The organism is Cecembia lonarensis LW9 (assembly GCF_000298295.1).
GTDB lineage: Bacteria > Bacteroidota > Bacteroidia > Cytophagales > Cyclobacteriaceae > Cecembia > Cecembia lonarensis.
In genome coordinates this window covers 1-14,460 of the sequence record NZ_AMGM01000015.1, presented here as the reverse complement: position 1 = coordinate 14,460, position 14,460 = coordinate 1, and the positions used below count along the sequence as shown (strand labels likewise).

Below are 14,460 nucleotides of genomic sequence, written 5' to 3'. Positions count from 1 at the left end.
AAGAATTAATACTCTTAAATATGAAATAAATCTACCTTAAACCATTAACCCATGAAACCGGATACTAAATTCCTGAATTACATCATGAAACAAAAGAACTGGTGGCTTCCTTTTATGGTCATCTTTGTCATCAGTATAGTAGGTCTTTTGTTCATTGCCTATCAGACTTACGAGGAAGCGCCTCCTATTCCGCATTATGTAGATGAAAAGGGAGAAGAAATCATCACCCAAGAGCAAATATTGAGAGGACAGGAGGTTTTCCATCGCTATGCTTTGATGGAATATGGAAGTATGTTTGGTGACGGCGCATTAAGGGGTCCTGATTTTACAGCTCAGGCCTTGAATGAAAGAGCCAAATCCATGTTTCGTTTTTATCAGGAAAGTTTGAATGAGAATGGAAGCAGGAGTGAGTTTGAGTCAGAGGGTATTTTAAGAAAAGTTCAAAAAGAAATTAAGGAAAATACATACGATGAGAATAACAATCAGGTTAACATTTCTTTCGCTCAGGTAGCTGCCATTCGGGATTTGGAGGGCTTTTATCAGGAGATGTTTCTCAATCCTGATTTTCATGAGGCATTTAAGCCAACTGGATATATTTCCGATCCCACAGAGATCAAGGATTTAAGTGCATTCTTTTTTTGGGGATCCTGGGTCTGTAGTGTAGAGCGACCTGGTGAAAAATACAGTTATACCCATAATTGGCCTTATGATGAATTTGCAGGAAATGTCGCTACGCCTTCCACTTTAATTTGGAGTATTGTGGGCCTTTTGGGGCTGGTATTGGGTTTGGGAATTGTTCTGTATTACTATGGACAATTTGAACAACTGAGTGAGGAGTATTATGCAAAAGGTGCATCAGAAATGGTCACTGAAGAAAAATTACAACAATACAAACCTACGCCGACCCAAAGAGCCACCTTTAAGTTTTTCTATGTTGCGGTAATCCTGTTTTTGATTCAGGTTTTGGCTGGAGTTCTGACTGTTCATGATTTTGTTGGGTTTACCAAATTCTTTGGTTGGGATATTCAGGAAGTATTACCTGTTACAATTTCAAGGAGCTGGCATGTTCAGTTATCTCTGTTTTGGATTTCAGCCTGTTGGGTTGGGATTTCCTTTTTTATCCTACCCTTGTTGGCAAAGAGTGAACCTAAAGGTCAGCTATTTTTGATCAATTTGCTCTTTGGGATATTTTTTGTCATGGTAGGCGGGTCTTTTGTGGGAATCTTCATGGGACCAATGGGGATGTTGGGGGATTATTCCCGTTGGTTAGGGCATCAAGGTTGGGAGTTTGTGGAATTAGGCAGACTATACCAATATTTCCTTTTGGCCATCTTTGCACTATGGGCGATTATTGTATATCGGGGGGTTAAAAACACCCTTAGACCTGGTATGCCCTGGGGCCTACCCAATTGGTTGGTGTATTCCATTGTCTGTATTTTACTTCTTTTATTATCGGGCTTTGTAGCGCGACCTGAAACCAATTTCGTCATTGCTGATTTTTGGAGATGGATGGTAGTGCATATGTGGGTGGAAGCATTCTTTGAAGTGTTCACCACGATAATAGTAGGCTACATGATGGTGATGATGGGTTTGGTCAACAGGCAAGCTGTCGTGAAAGTAGTGTATATCGCAGCCTTACTGTTTTTGGGTTCAGGGCTATTGGGGATTTCACATAATTTCTATTGGAATGCCAAACCTGTAGGAACGCTTGCTCTGGGAAGTGTATTTTCGACCTTACAGGTGGTTCCGCTGATTTTGTTAACCTTGGAGGCATGGAGGATGCAACGTATGCCTTACCTATTATCGACCAAGCAAAAAGAAAGACACCGATCCTCTCTATTTGCCATGCCTGGAGTATTCCTGTTTATCATTGGGGTTACTTTTTGGAATTTCTTTGGTGCAGGAGTCTTTGGTCTGATCATTAACCTTCCCATAGCCAATTATTATGAGCATGGAACTTACCTGACAGTCAATCATGGGCATGCAGCACTCATGGGGGTTTACGGTAATTTATCCATAGCAGCCATTCTTTTTGCTTTGAGATTTTTACTAAAGCCTGAAGCATGGAACACCCAATTAGTGAAAACGGCATTTTGGTCAATCAATATTGGACTTTTATTGATGGTGACTTTGGATTTATTCCCTGCAGGAATCCATCAACTTGTTGCAGTGATGGAGGAAGGGTATTGGTTTGCCAGGTCTCAGGAGTTTATCCAAAGTGTACCTTTTCAGGCAATGACCTGGTTAAGGATTGTAGGGGGAGCGGTTTTTTGTATCGGCGGCCTCTTTCCTCTGACCTGGTTTGTGTTGAAAAGTGCCAAGCATCTCAAACCAGCCTATGAAATGGAAAAGATTGATCATCACCTTGAGGAAGTAGAAGAAGAAATAGAAACAGTTTAAACCAATTAGAATTTTAATATATGTTTGAATCATTTACCTATGAAGTCAATGTCCATTGGCAAAATGGAAGAATCGGAAAGATGAGTTCTCCTGAACTTGAACATTCTTTTTCATGTGCTACGCCTCCCGAATTTCCGGAAGGTGTTCCGGGAATCTGGTCTCCTGAGCACCTGTTTACTGCAGCAGTCAACAGCTGTTTTATGACGACGTTTCTTGCCGTGGCAGATAATTACAAATTAAAATATGAACATTTCTCCAGTCAGGCATTTGGAAGGCTTTCCAGAGAGTCAGGCAAATGGATGATGACAGAAATAGTGCTTAAGCCCGAGTTGACCATTTGTACAGAGGAGTCTGAAAGTAAGGCGTTAAAAGTATTGGAAAAATCTGAAAATGCTTGTCTGATTTCTAACTCTATTAAGACCATGGTCATCATGGAACCTCAAATTTTGGCTTCAGAAATGTGTGTGTAAATCATGTGTTTTCGGTGAATGAAAGGGTGAGGTTCTTGACTTCACCTTTTTTTAATTCCTCCAAATGGTTTTCACCGGAAAATCAAATTTCTCATGGGTATATACTTTCTTTATACTTTCCGGTAGCTTGGAAATGCTGCCTTTGTCTCCGACATAATGCTGAAGGTAGTAGTTGCCTTGGTATCCTTTTTCCTTAAGGAACTTGGCCATGTTAAAAAGGTCTTCCTCACTGATTAGCCAGCTGTGGAGGGTGGTTCTGACTTCAAAATTGATGTTGCTGTACAGCAGGATATCCAGACTTTCTACAAATTCACCGTAAAGCTGGGAGGCTGTTATTTTCTGATAAGCTCCAGGCAGGGCTTTAAAGTCCAAAGCGACGTAATCTACCAGTTTCTCTGCGATGAGGTTTTCCAAAACGTGCGGTCTGCTGCCGTTGGTGTCGATCTTCACCTTCATGCCCAATTCTTTGATTTGATGGGCTAACCACAGGACATCCTGATGGAGGGTGCATTCCCCTCCACTGAATACAACCGCATCCAGAAGATTTTTTCTTTTCTCCAAAAACTGAAGAATATCCCCATAGCTAAGTTTCCCTTTGCCTGCTACAATTTCAGGATTGTAACAGTATCCACAACGCATGTTACAGCCTGCAAACCAAAGGATGCAGGCTGTATGGTCAGGATAATCCAGTAATGTAAAAGGGGTAATGCTATAAATGGGTCTAGCAGTATCTGTCCTTTTCTTCTTTGAAATGTTCCCGTTGCTTGTGTTCACCTTTTTTTCCAATGTTAAAACTTTCTACTGGCCTGTGGTATCCCATTACCCGGGTATAGACCAAACATTTGGTTCTTTTATCCCTGTTGGCTTCCAGCCAGGTTTGGGTTTCAATTTTTTCAATTGTTGCTTCATTTGTTTGCATAACTTAAGAGGTTTTATGGTTAATTTGATCTAATAGAATTTCATCACATTTTGGGCAATATTCATGTTCACCATTCAGGTATCCATGTACAGGACAGATGCTGAATACAGGAGTTACCGTAATGTAAGGGAGTTTAAAATTGGTGAGGACCTTTTTGACCAGATTGCGACAAGCTTCCGGCGTGGAAAGTTTTTCCCGCATGTACAAGTGCAGGACGGTTCCCCCTGTATATTTACACTGTAATTCATCCTGAAGTATCAAGGCTTCAAATGGATCATCTGTGAAATCCACGGGTATTTGAGAACTGTTGGTATAATAGATGTTTTCGGCAGTCCCAGCCTGAATAATATCCACGAAGCGTTTACGGTCTTCTTTGGCAAAGCGATAAGTAGTACCTTCGGCCGGGGTGGCCTCCAGGTTGTAAAGGTTTCCAATTTCTTCTTGGAATTCTTTCATCCTATTTCTGATGTATTTCAGAATTTCAGTGGCAAACTGCTGCCCAAAATCTCCTGTTATATCTTCATTTTCACAAGTGAAATTCAATATCATTTCATTCATTCCATTGACTCCAATGGTGGAGAAGTGGTTTCTGAAATGTGGTAGGTACCTTTTGGTGTAAGGGTAAAGTCCTCGATCGTACATTTCCTGAATAAAATTTCTCTTTTTCTCCAAGGTAGATTTAGCAATGGCCATTAAGGTGTCCAGTCTGTTGTAAAGCCCTTGTTTGTTTCCCCTATAGATATATCCCAATCGGGCCATATTGATGGTGACTACTCCAATACTTCCGGTCATCTCTGCTGAGCCAAAAAGACCATTGCCCCGCTTCAATAGTTCCCGCAGGTCCAATTGTAACCTACAACACATACTACGGACTGCATTGGGCTTGTAGGCTTCGGGGTTTTCTATTTTATTTCCATTTTCATCATACATGTATTGACTTCCAATAAAGTTTTGGAAGTAGGAAGAACCAATTTTGGCGGTATTCTCAAAAAGCAAGTCTGTATTTTCTCCATACCAGTCAAAATCTTCTGTGATATTGACGGTAGGAATAGGAAATGTGAAAGGCTGTCCTGAAGCATCTCCCTCGGTCATTACAGTATAGTAGGCTTTATTGATCATGTTCATTTCCTTTTGGAAATGCTTATAAGTCATTTCTTCTACATGATTGACCCCTCTACCTATCACTCGGATCAACAACTCGGGGTCCTCCAATCCTTTGAAAAGGTGAAGGTCATTTTTAGTGGGAATTTGATCTTTGAGGTCCTCCGGAACTACCCAGTCCAAAGTAATATTGGTAAAAGGGGATTGTCCCCATCTTGCGGGAACATTTAAGTTGTATACAAAAGAACGAATGGCTTTTTCTACGTCTTTTTGACTTAAATTGTCTTTGAAAACATAAGGCGCCAGATAAGTATCAAAAGAACTGAAGGCCTGTGCACCGGCCCATTCGCTTTGAAGTATCCCGAGAAAATTGGCCATCTGTCCAAGCGCCTCACGAAAGTGGGAGGGAGGCCTACTTTCCACCCTTCCCCGTACACCGTTGAAGCCCTCATTGAGTAACACCCTGAGAGACCATCCGGCACAATAGCCGGTAAGACAATCCAGGTCGTGAATGTGTATGTCCCCATTGCGGTGGGCATAGCCTTCTTCCTTGTTGTAGATTTTGTCCAACCAATAATTGGCGATGATTTTCCCGGCAACATTATTTACCAATCCTGCATTGGAATAGGAAGTGTTGGCGTTGGCATTGATCCGCCAATCTGTTTCCATAATGTATTCCTCTATGGTCTGCGTGCTGTCCACATAGGTGGTGTCTTCATTTAGCCCGGCCACGTGTTCCCGTTGCATTTTCCTGGTGTGCCGGTAAAGCATAAAAGAGCGCATGACATTGAAGTAGCCAGATTCAAACAATTGCTTTTCGATAATGTCCTGTATATCTTCTACTGCCCAGGTGGTTTGCTGATCAAGCTTTTTCAAAATTTTTTGGAATACAACCGGATCGTAAGGTTTATGAACGCTTTGAAATCCTTTTTTTAAAGCATCTTCGATTTTAAAAGCTTCGAAAGGGGCATATTCCCCGTTTCTCTTAATGACAAATTGATCCATATTTTTGTGGTTTGCGAGGTGGAAATGTATAAAAACATGGACAAGGTAAGGATTAGAATAAGGTTGGTATAGGGCTTTGGTCATGTTTGAACTTGACTTAAATCAGGGAAAAAATCTTTCATAAAATTAGGTCGAACAAGCAATAAAGGATAAATTTGTCTTCCAATTTTCAAGGTGCTTTTTTTGCAAATTCAACCTAATCGTATACCTTTTAGGGGATGAATATTCAAAGCTCTGGCAAAGAAGGAATCCATGGTTTGAGCAAATGGTAGTACCTACATTATAGGAAAAGGTTAAAAAGTTGATCTGATCCAACGGATCAAGACTTTCTCAATAAAGTGGGACATTTACCTTTTGATCAGGTTAAAAGGCAACATGACCAGATTTCTAATGAAGGAAAAGGAAAGGTCTATGGCAAAGCCCAGTAACCTGAAAGGCAAAACCAGCAGCCATACAATGGGATACAAGATGATGGCCAATAAGGCCAGCGGCCAGCAAATCACGATAAGAATAAGCCAAAGTAAGAAAGTTGCCATGGTGTTTTTTGTAATTATTCGTTCAAATGCAATGCCATGCAAGGAAACGTTTGAAATTTCGCAAAATTTCAGCATTTGAAATAATGGTCTGTCCGTTTTTGGGCATTAATTATCAAAGTGTCCGCCTTAAAAACCACTGAAGTTTTCATTTATCCTGACATAAATCATATTCTGAGGATTTTATATACCCTACTTTTGTCTCATTACCATATTCAATTAGTTAGTTAATAGCATTCATTAAATTTCCTCAAGCATGTCATCACCTCACACTTTTCATATACCGGTCATGGGACTGGGCTTTACTGTAGATTCTCCCATTAAAGTTGCCCAATTTGGAATATCTTCTGTTGTATCCATTATGGATGACCACCTCTTGGAAGATATGCGAAGGTATTATTCCAGGACTTACCAAATCCCATATTTGCCCATTGATGAGGGCAGTGAGGACTATAGAGCGAAAAGGGTCACCGCTTATCTCAACTTGCTTCAGGAGGTGGTGGACCAACAGGTTGAGGTATTAAAGCAGGCTGATTTTGAAAGCAGCCGCGAAATCAATCAATATTTTCAACTTCTGCCTGAGCAGCACCCTGCGACGGAATTGTATCAGCAGATGATGAATTCTGAAGGAAAGCAAGGACAAGTCTTGCAGGAAAAACTTCGGGAATATATTCAGCCTGGTCAAATTGATGTCAACATCATGACCAAAGTGGATAAAATCAATTATAATAAAGCCGGAGAGGCCTTGCCGCGGGAATATTCTGATGCCCTTTCTGCATTGAGAGGATTTGCAAAAAGCAAAGCCAAAGGTTCGGTGGTATTTTCTGCGGGATTGAATCCTGCCCTTTTTGCCTATGCAGAGCAGTTTGAAGACTTTTTCCCTGACCAAAATGGTCAGATCAAGAAAGGAATTATCCTGAAAGTATCAGATTATAGATCAGCCTTGATTCAGGGAAGATTTTTGGCCAAAAAAGGCCTTTGGGTGTCGGAGTTCAGAATTGAATCGGGGTTGAACTGTGGAGGACATGCTTTTGCTACGGATGGCCTATTGGTGGGCCCTATTTTGGAAGATTTCAAAAATAACAGGGCGGAATTGGCGCAAACGCTGCTGACAGGTTGCCAGCAAGTATGGAAGGAAAAAGGCTATACAAGTATTGCAGCGCAGGCTGTGCCCAAAATCACTTATCAGGGAGGTATTGGCAATGCAGAGGAGAATGCGTTTCTATTGAAGCATTATAAATTGGATGGCACAGGCTGGGGAAGTCCTTTCTTATTGGTACCAGAAGCTACCAGCGTGGATGAAGATACCTTACAGCGCCTTTTGAAAGCCAAAAAATCTGATTTTTACCTCAGTCATGCGTCACCCTTAGGAGTTCCCTTTAACAACCTCCGTATCAGTAGTGGTGAGGATCAAAGAAAGGCAAGAATTGCAAAGAATAGGCCCGGAAGCCCCTGTTATAAAAAGTTTTTGACCTTTAGCACGGAGTTTTCAGAGAAACCCATTTGTACGGCCTCTAGAGAATACCAACATTTGAAATTGAAGCAGTTGGATAGAGGAGAGGTAGGGGAGCAGGAAGTCAATGAAATACTGGAAAAAGATTGCCTATGTGAGGGATTGAGTGCACCGGCCTTGCTAAGTGCAGGCGAGCAACCTCGAAGAAACCTCAATGCCGTTACGATTTGTCCCGGACCAAACCTGGCTTACTTTAAGGGCACTTTTACTCTAAAAGAGATGGTGGATCATATCTATGGTAAAATCCAATTACAGTTGGATCCGGATAGGCCTCATGTATTCATTAAAGAACTGCAATTGTATGTCCAACATTTGCAAAAGGAGATTGAGAAATCGCTTCCTGAACAGACTGCTAAGTATGTTTCTTATATCGATAAGTTTAAGACCAATTTAAACGATGGGATCAACTACTATCAGGATTTGGTACAGCGGGTTAATTTGGATGCAAACCATGTCCTTGAACAAATGAAGGTTCAATTGAAAACCCTTCAGGAAGAGGTTCAAGGTATGGTGCCTACAGTTTCTTAGGTGGGTTTAATGGCCAAAAAATAAAGATATAAGAACAGAAAAAAAATAAAAGATATATTTGTCCGATAATATTTTTGTTCTTATCTTTGAGCTATCAATAAAGGGGAGAATATCATTCTCCCTTTTTAAAACAATTAAAAAGGATAAAATAAGGATAAAATTGTCCTTTATTATGAAAATACAGATCAAACCCATATTTCTGTTCCCTTTGGTCGTACTGGCCCTTTTACTCGGTATATCCGGTGGCTGGGTACGTTTGGGCTATACAGAATGGCTGGTGCCCCATGCAGCATCTCACCATGGAATATGGATGGTTGGAGGTTTCTTAGGCACCTTGATCGCTCTGGAAAGAGCAATGGTGATGAAAAATAAAATTTGGTTGTTGGTTCCATTTATTAGTGGAATGTCTGTCCCGCTTATGGTAGCGGGATGGGCCTCCCTTGGGACATATGCCTTGTTTGTTGCCAGCTTGGGCTTGGTCACTATAATGTATTTGCAAACCTTGAAACACCAGGTAGTTCATCAATTGATCATGAGTTTGGGGGCTGTATTCTGGTTGGTCGGTAATTTTTCTTTAATCCATTCCGGCTTGGTAGCCGCTGCTACCCCTTGGTGGATAGGATTTATATTGTTTACGATCATAGGAGAAAGGTTGGAATTAAGTAAGTTCTTACCTACACCCCGCTGGGCCAAAAAAGGCCTCAATGGCCTGCTGCTGTTATTTCTGCTCGGGATGTGGTTGCCCTTTCATAGGCATGGAAACTGGATCATGGGGGCTGCGGCTATTTTCATTTCATTTTGGTTGCTGCATTTTGATATGGCTAAAATTGCTTCAAAAAAATCCCGTCAGTTCAAATATATCGGGGTAGGTCTTAGGGTAGGCTATTTATGGCTTACGTTGAATGGTATTATCCTGCTCTTTTTGGAGCAGCATGCCCTATACTATGATTTATACCTGCACACCTTCTTTTTAGGTTTTACTTTCTCTATGATTTGGGCCCATGCACCTATCATTCTGCCCATGGTACTGAACATAAAAGAAAGTCCTTACCATGGAATATTGTGGCCATTTTGGATACTATTTCAGGTAAGTCTGTTGGGCAGGTTATTGGTTTCCCTTACAGGGATGGGTTCACTCAGGACTATATTTGGAGTGGTAAATGGCTGGTCAATTGTCCTCTTGTTTGTCATGATGGCTGGTATTGTATTGGTCAAAGTTTTGGCCGGTAAATTCAAACGTAAAGCTATCATATCAATAGAAATACAAGCAACCAATCTGGTTAAGACAATAGTGGATTCCGGTGAGGAAAAAAGTTTAAAAAGTAAACAAGAAGTGATTTAGGTCACCTCTGAGCATTAATAGGAAGATAAATTTGCATCCAAAATGTTTAAGCGTACCCTACATATCCTGCTTGCATTGCTCATTTTGATTAATGGCATGGGATATTCTGTAATCCAAGCTGATTTTTACATTTATCAGGATAAAATAGCAGCCCTCTTTTGTATCAATAAAGACAAACCGGAACTGGCCTGCGATGGGAAATGCGAATTGGAAAGACGTTTGGATGAAGCCCAGGAAACTGAAGAAAATAAACGTAGGGCAGTACAGGAAGAAGTTACATGGGTGTATCTGAAACCAGAAGTAAAATCAGCCCTTGACCAATATTGGAAGCATTATCATCCGGTTTTTGGGGTTCTGGATGAAAAACCTGAAATTTTGTTGTCCATTAAAGATTTTTTCCATCCCCCACAAGCTTGATTTTTTTCTAAAGAAGCGCAAGATCTTAGCGCCACTTTACCTGTTTTTCAAAGGCAATTGCTCAGTATTTCCCTACTGCGGGAAAACCCTTGCCTTCCATTATCAAATTCAAAATGATTTCACCATGAAAACATATATCATATCCATTCAAAAACTTGGGCTTTTGATATGGCTAGCTTGCTTATTTGCGGTTACCGCTATGGCCCAACAACAAGTCAGGTTTCAGGTTATGGATCAGATCAATAAAGAACCCATCATCGGCTTGACCTATCATTATGGATTCCAGAAAGGGATTTCAGACGAGCAAGGGTTCATTAATTTGTCCTATTATGCAAAGGAAAACCTCCATCTTTCCCATATTCTGTATGGAAAGTGGCAGTTGAGCCCGGAAGAAGTTCTGGAAGCAGCCTCCAAGAATAGAATTTACAGAAAGGAACAAATCATCAACCTACAGCCCATATCGGTCATTTCTCTCAAAATGATGGATGAAAAGGATGAAAAAATTCTCATCTCGGATCAGGAAAGGTTACATCATGACGCCGGTGCGATTCTTAACCTTAATCCTGTGGTAAATGGGATAAGGAAAAGTGGCGCCTTTGCCTTTGATCCCGTGATGAGGGGATTCAAATACGAGCAGTTGAATATTGTCATTGATGGGTTGCAGAGTGCTAATGCAGCCTGCCCTAACCGCATGGACCCGCCTACTTCCCAAGTTGCGTTAAACCGGATCAAGCAAGTGGAAATACTGAAAGGCCCACATGCGCTGAGGTATGGGATAGGCCTTGGAGGAACAATCAATTTTATACAGGAAGACCCTCATTTTTCTGTGGAAAGGGGAGTTTACGGAAGATATTCAAGCATGTACGAGTCCAATGGAAATATTTTCAGAAATGAAGGAAGGGTAGGGTTTACTGGAGAGAACCATGACATTGGAATAATGGGTTCATGGTCCCAAGGAACAGATTATGTGGACGGGGATGGCAATGTCGTCCCTGCCAATTTCCGTAGGGGAACGGTCGGTATGTATGCTGATTTTAAATTGTCACATCATGATTTACTTCAGGTGACCGTAAACAGGAACTTTGCCAGAGATGTGGACTTCCCGACTTTGGGCATGGATTTGAGGACGGATGATACCTGGATGGGCAGTGTAAGGCATACCCGAAATTTTCAGGGCAGAAACCTTCAAAAATGGACTACCTCCGGATATTTTACTTTGGTAGACCATTTGATGGACAATGGGCTCAGAGATATCCAACCCAGGATGATGAATGCAAGAACCCCTGCCAATACCCAAAATTTGGGAGCCAGAACAGAAGGAGTGTGGCAGCTGGGAAATGCAAAGTTGTACGCTGGTGCGGACTTTAGGACAGAAGCCGCTCAGGGTATCCGGGAGCGTGAATTTTTGATGGGTCCTAATGCTGGAAGAACCTTGTTTGACAATGCCTGGCAGGACTCCAGGATCAATAAAGCGGGGGTATTTGCCACCTATCAGTTACCTGTGGGAGCTTATGTCTTCAGCCTTGCCGGCCGAATAGATGTCAATCAGGCCTTAGCGCAGGACAAGGAACCTGAATTTGAACAAATCAACGAAAAAACAGAGGTTACCCAATTGAATCCAGGTATTTCGGCCGGTTTGAAAAGGGATCTGGGTCAACATTTTAATCTGGGACTGTGGCTGGCCAGGGTGCAGCGCAGTGGCAGCATCACCGAAAGGTTTATCAATTATTTTCCCGTAGGTGTAGATCCTTATGAAATGGTGGGTAATGCAGCATTAAAGCCGGAAACCAACAATCAGGTTGATTTGGTGTTGGGCTTCACTAAATCCCGCATTCAGGTGGAATGGAGTGTATTTGCTGCGTACCTGACCGATTATATTACTGCAGAGCGAATTGATGTAGCACCCAGGATTCCCAGCAGCCCTGGGGTGAGACAGTTTATCAATGTAGATGAAGCCTTAAAAACAGGATTTGAAATGGCAGTTTCCCATGAATTAGGATGGGGTGTTAGGCAGCAAGTAATGATGGCCTATACCTATGGCAAAAATTTGACTGCCAATGAAGCCTTGCCGGAAATTGCCCCTTTGGATATCCGATACAGTCTGATGGGTTCCCATTTGAGCAACCGCCTGCATACAGCGCTTCGGCTTCGCCATGTAATTGCCCAAAACCGGATTTCTGAAAGTTTCAGCGAAATGGCCACACCTAGGTTTACTTTGCTGGACATTGATGCCAGTTATGCCCTCAACCCTCAAATTTCCTTTAAGCTTGGTGCACAGAATCTATTGAACGAAAGTTACTATGAGCATTTAAACAGGCCTATTGGTCCAGATAGAGTGCCTTTGTTTGCGCCTGGAAGGAATTTCTTTGCCATGATCAGTGTGAAATTTCCATAAACATGCCTTTGATAAGTAAAGAAACCGGTTCCCTTTGGGGCCGGTTTCTATTATGGTAAATAAGTTCAATAGCTCAAATTATACCCAAAAGGGTATAGTTTAGATCTCAATTTAATTTTTTATACCCGATATGGTATAGATATTAATCTTTTATTAAATTTACACCCGATAAGGTATAAAGAAATGGATTTAGCGAATTTTGTCAAAGGAAAGCGAAACGCTGTAAAGTTAACACAATCCGAGCTGGCTCAAAAGGCTGGGGTAGGGTTGAGGTTTCTCAGAGAGTTGGAACAAGGTAAAGAGACCTTGAGAATGGATAAAGTGAATCAAGTTCTTTCCATGTTCGGACATAGGCTTGGCCCTATACCAGAAGCGCAAGATGAGCAATAGAAGTGCTAAAGTATTGATGCATGGTTCTCTCGCAGGAATCTATATACAAGATGATACAGGGTATCATTTTACATATGATCCTGCTTATTTGAGTAAAGAAGAAGCACAACCTATAAGTGTGACTTTACCACTTCAGGAGGCAACTTATGATTCCTTGACCATGATTCCATTTTTTGATGGTTTGATTCCAGAGGGCTGGTTATTGGATATAGCCGTGAGTAATTGGAAACTAGATCCCCGGGATAGAATGGGGCTTTTGTTGCTTTGTTGTAAGGATACAATTGGAGCGGTAAGCATTGAACCACTTAGTATATAATGCATGGAAAATAGATGTCTATATTGTTATCAACCTTTATCAGGGACAGAGATAGATTACCATGTAAAGTGTAGTAAGAAGATTTTTGGACTTGCTAGAGCCCCTGAATTACCCTATTCAGAATCAGAACTAAGTGAATTAGCTAAAATCTCAATTGCTAATCATACTGGCTTGACTGGTGTTCAGGCAAAAATTTCTTTGCATATATCCTCAGAAAGGAGTGTGCCTAAGAAGTTTACAATAGTAGGCTTATGGGGAGGTTACATTTTAAAGCCTGCATCTCAATATTACCCACAACTTCCTGAAGTTGAGGATTTAACGATGCACCTTGCTGAGCTAAGCCAAATTAAAGTAGTTCCTCATGCACTCATCCGATTGAAGTCAGGGAATCTAGCCTACATCACCAAAAGAATCGATAGAGTAAAGCATTCCAAGATTCACATGGAAGATATGTGCCAGCTCTTGCAAAGACTGACTGAGGATAAGTACAGGGCATCTTATGAACAGATAGCTAAGGCTATCAAGTTATATTCAAAAACTCCTGGTCTAGACTTAATCAATTTCTATGAACAGGTTTTGTTCAGCTTCTTAACGGGCAATGCCGATATGCATCTCAAAAACTTTTCTTTGATTTATCAGCCTGAATTAGGTCCTGTATTAAGTCCTGCCTATGATATGGTCAATACGGCATTAGTCAACCCTGCTGATAAAGAACAAATGGCTTTAACACTTAACGGTAAAAGGAATAGAATAAAAAGAGCAGATTTTATTAAGTCCTTTGATGCTGCTGGGATAGCCAATAAACAACAAGCCTATATTTTTGATAAGATGATCAGATCAAAAAAACTTTGGATGGAATGGATTGATATCAGTTTTCTTTCTGATGATTTTAAAGCTTCTTATAAGGAATTGATTAATGAGAGGTTTGAGGATATTCTTTGATCGCCGTGATAGGCTCAGGCAAGGCGATAGGGTAGTGCTCTTTTTCAAACTTGTCTATCAGCGTCACCAATAGTTCTGCTTCCATACCTTCAGGACTATCTGGATTGGTATCAAATATTGAAGAGAGTCTCTTTAGCGCTTTATCATGTTCTTGCGCTGTGGTGATGGATTTGTTCCATTTCATAAATT

Annotated in this window: 11 protein-coding genes and 2 pseudogenes; 9 read left to right on the top strand and 4 right to left on the bottom strand. The window is 41.2% G+C overall.

Annotation, left to right across the window (positions count from 1 at the left end; all coding sequences use genetic code 11):
- Positions 1–51: 51 nt before the first annotated feature.
- Together B879_RS06780 and B879_RS06775 are read left to right on the top strand one after the other, a co-directional pair.
- Positions 52–2,400 (top strand): nitric-oxide reductase large subunit, encoded by a 2,349-nt coding sequence (locus B879_RS06780; protein WP_009184414.1) that lies wholly within the window; start codon positions 52–54, stop codon positions 2,398–2,400.
- 20 nt (positions 2,401–2,420) lie between these two features.
- The gene (locus B879_RS06775; RefSeq protein WP_009034366.1) at positions 2,421–2,870 is read left to right on the top strand and encodes an OsmC family protein; all 450 of its coding nucleotides are present in this window, start codon (positions 2,421–2,423) and stop codon (positions 2,868–2,870) included.
- A gap of 51 nt (positions 2,871–2,921) precedes the next feature.
- Here B879_RS06775 and B879_RS06770 read toward each other — a convergent pair whose 3' ends face one another.
- The 3 genes and pseudogenes from B879_RS06770 to B879_RS06755 all read right to left on the bottom strand — a co-directional run bounded on the left by B879_RS06770 (position 2,922) and on the right by B879_RS06755 (position 6,431).
- On the bottom strand, positions 2,922–3,644 hold the full coding sequence (locus B879_RS06770; RefSeq protein WP_009184413.1) for an anaerobic ribonucleoside-triphosphate reductase activating protein: 723 nt from the start codon (positions 3,642–3,644) through the stop codon (positions 2,922–2,924).
- A pseudogene (locus tag B879_RS06760) lies at positions 3,592–5,895 on the bottom strand (ribonucleoside triphosphate reductase). The gene B879_RS06770 and the pseudogene B879_RS06760 overlap by 53 nt, the downstream one beginning before the upstream one ends.
- 347 nt (positions 5,896–6,242) lie before the next feature.
- Positions 6,243–6,431 (bottom strand): hypothetical protein, encoded by a 189-nt coding sequence (locus tag B879_RS06755; RefSeq protein ID WP_040400344.1) that lies wholly within the window; start codon positions 6,429–6,431, stop codon positions 6,243–6,245.
- A 253-nt stretch (positions 6,432–6,684) separates the two neighbouring features.
- Here B879_RS06755 and B879_RS06750 point away from each other — a divergent pair, with 253 nt between their 5' ends.
- From B879_RS06750 to B879_RS06720, 7 genes are all read left to right on the top strand, one after another.
- Positions 6,685–8,469: a hypothetical protein gene (locus B879_RS06750; RefSeq protein ID WP_009184410.1), complete on the top strand. Its 1,785-nt coding sequence runs from the start codon at positions 6,685–6,687 to the stop codon at positions 8,467–8,469.
- 172 nt (positions 8,470–8,641) lie between these two features.
- Entirely contained in the window at positions 8,642–9,811 is a 1,170-nt protein-coding gene (locus B879_RS06745) for a DUF8744 domain-containing protein (RefSeq protein ID WP_009184409.1), read from the top strand.
- Positions 9,812–9,853: 42 nt separating this feature from the next.
- Complete coding sequence (locus B879_RS06740; RefSeq protein WP_009184408.1) at positions 9,854–10,228, top strand: hypothetical protein; 375 nt, start codon at positions 9,854–9,856, stop codon at positions 10,226–10,228.
- A gap of 124 nt (positions 10,229–10,352) precedes the next feature.
- The gene (locus tag B879_RS06735) at positions 10,353–12,623 is read left to right on the top strand and encodes a TonB-dependent receptor domain-containing protein (RefSeq protein WP_009184407.1); all 2,271 of its coding nucleotides are present in this window, start codon (positions 10,353–10,355) and stop codon (positions 12,621–12,623) included.
- 183 nt (positions 12,624–12,806) lie between these two features.
- Entirely contained in the window at positions 12,807–13,013 is a 207-nt protein-coding gene (locus tag B879_RS06730) for a helix-turn-helix transcriptional regulator (RefSeq protein WP_009184406.1), read from the top strand.
- A complete protein-coding gene (locus B879_RS06725) occupies positions 13,003–13,329 on the top strand; it encodes a HipA N-terminal domain-containing protein (protein ID WP_238542093.1) in 327 nt (108 codons plus the stop codon). Before B879_RS06730 ends, B879_RS06725 begins: the two co-directional genes overlap by 11 nt.
- Positions 13,330–13,332: 3 nt before the next feature.
- Positions 13,333–14,271 (top strand): HipA domain-containing protein, encoded by a 939-nt coding sequence (locus tag B879_RS06720; protein ID WP_009184404.1) that lies wholly within the window; start codon positions 13,333–13,335, stop codon positions 14,269–14,271.
- Here B879_RS06720 and B879_RS06715 read toward each other — a convergent pair.
- A pseudogene (locus B879_RS06715) lies at positions 14,243–14,460 on the bottom strand (transcriptional regulator); the annotation flags it as partial. The gene B879_RS06720 and the pseudogene B879_RS06715 sit on opposite strands and share 29 nt — an antisense overlap.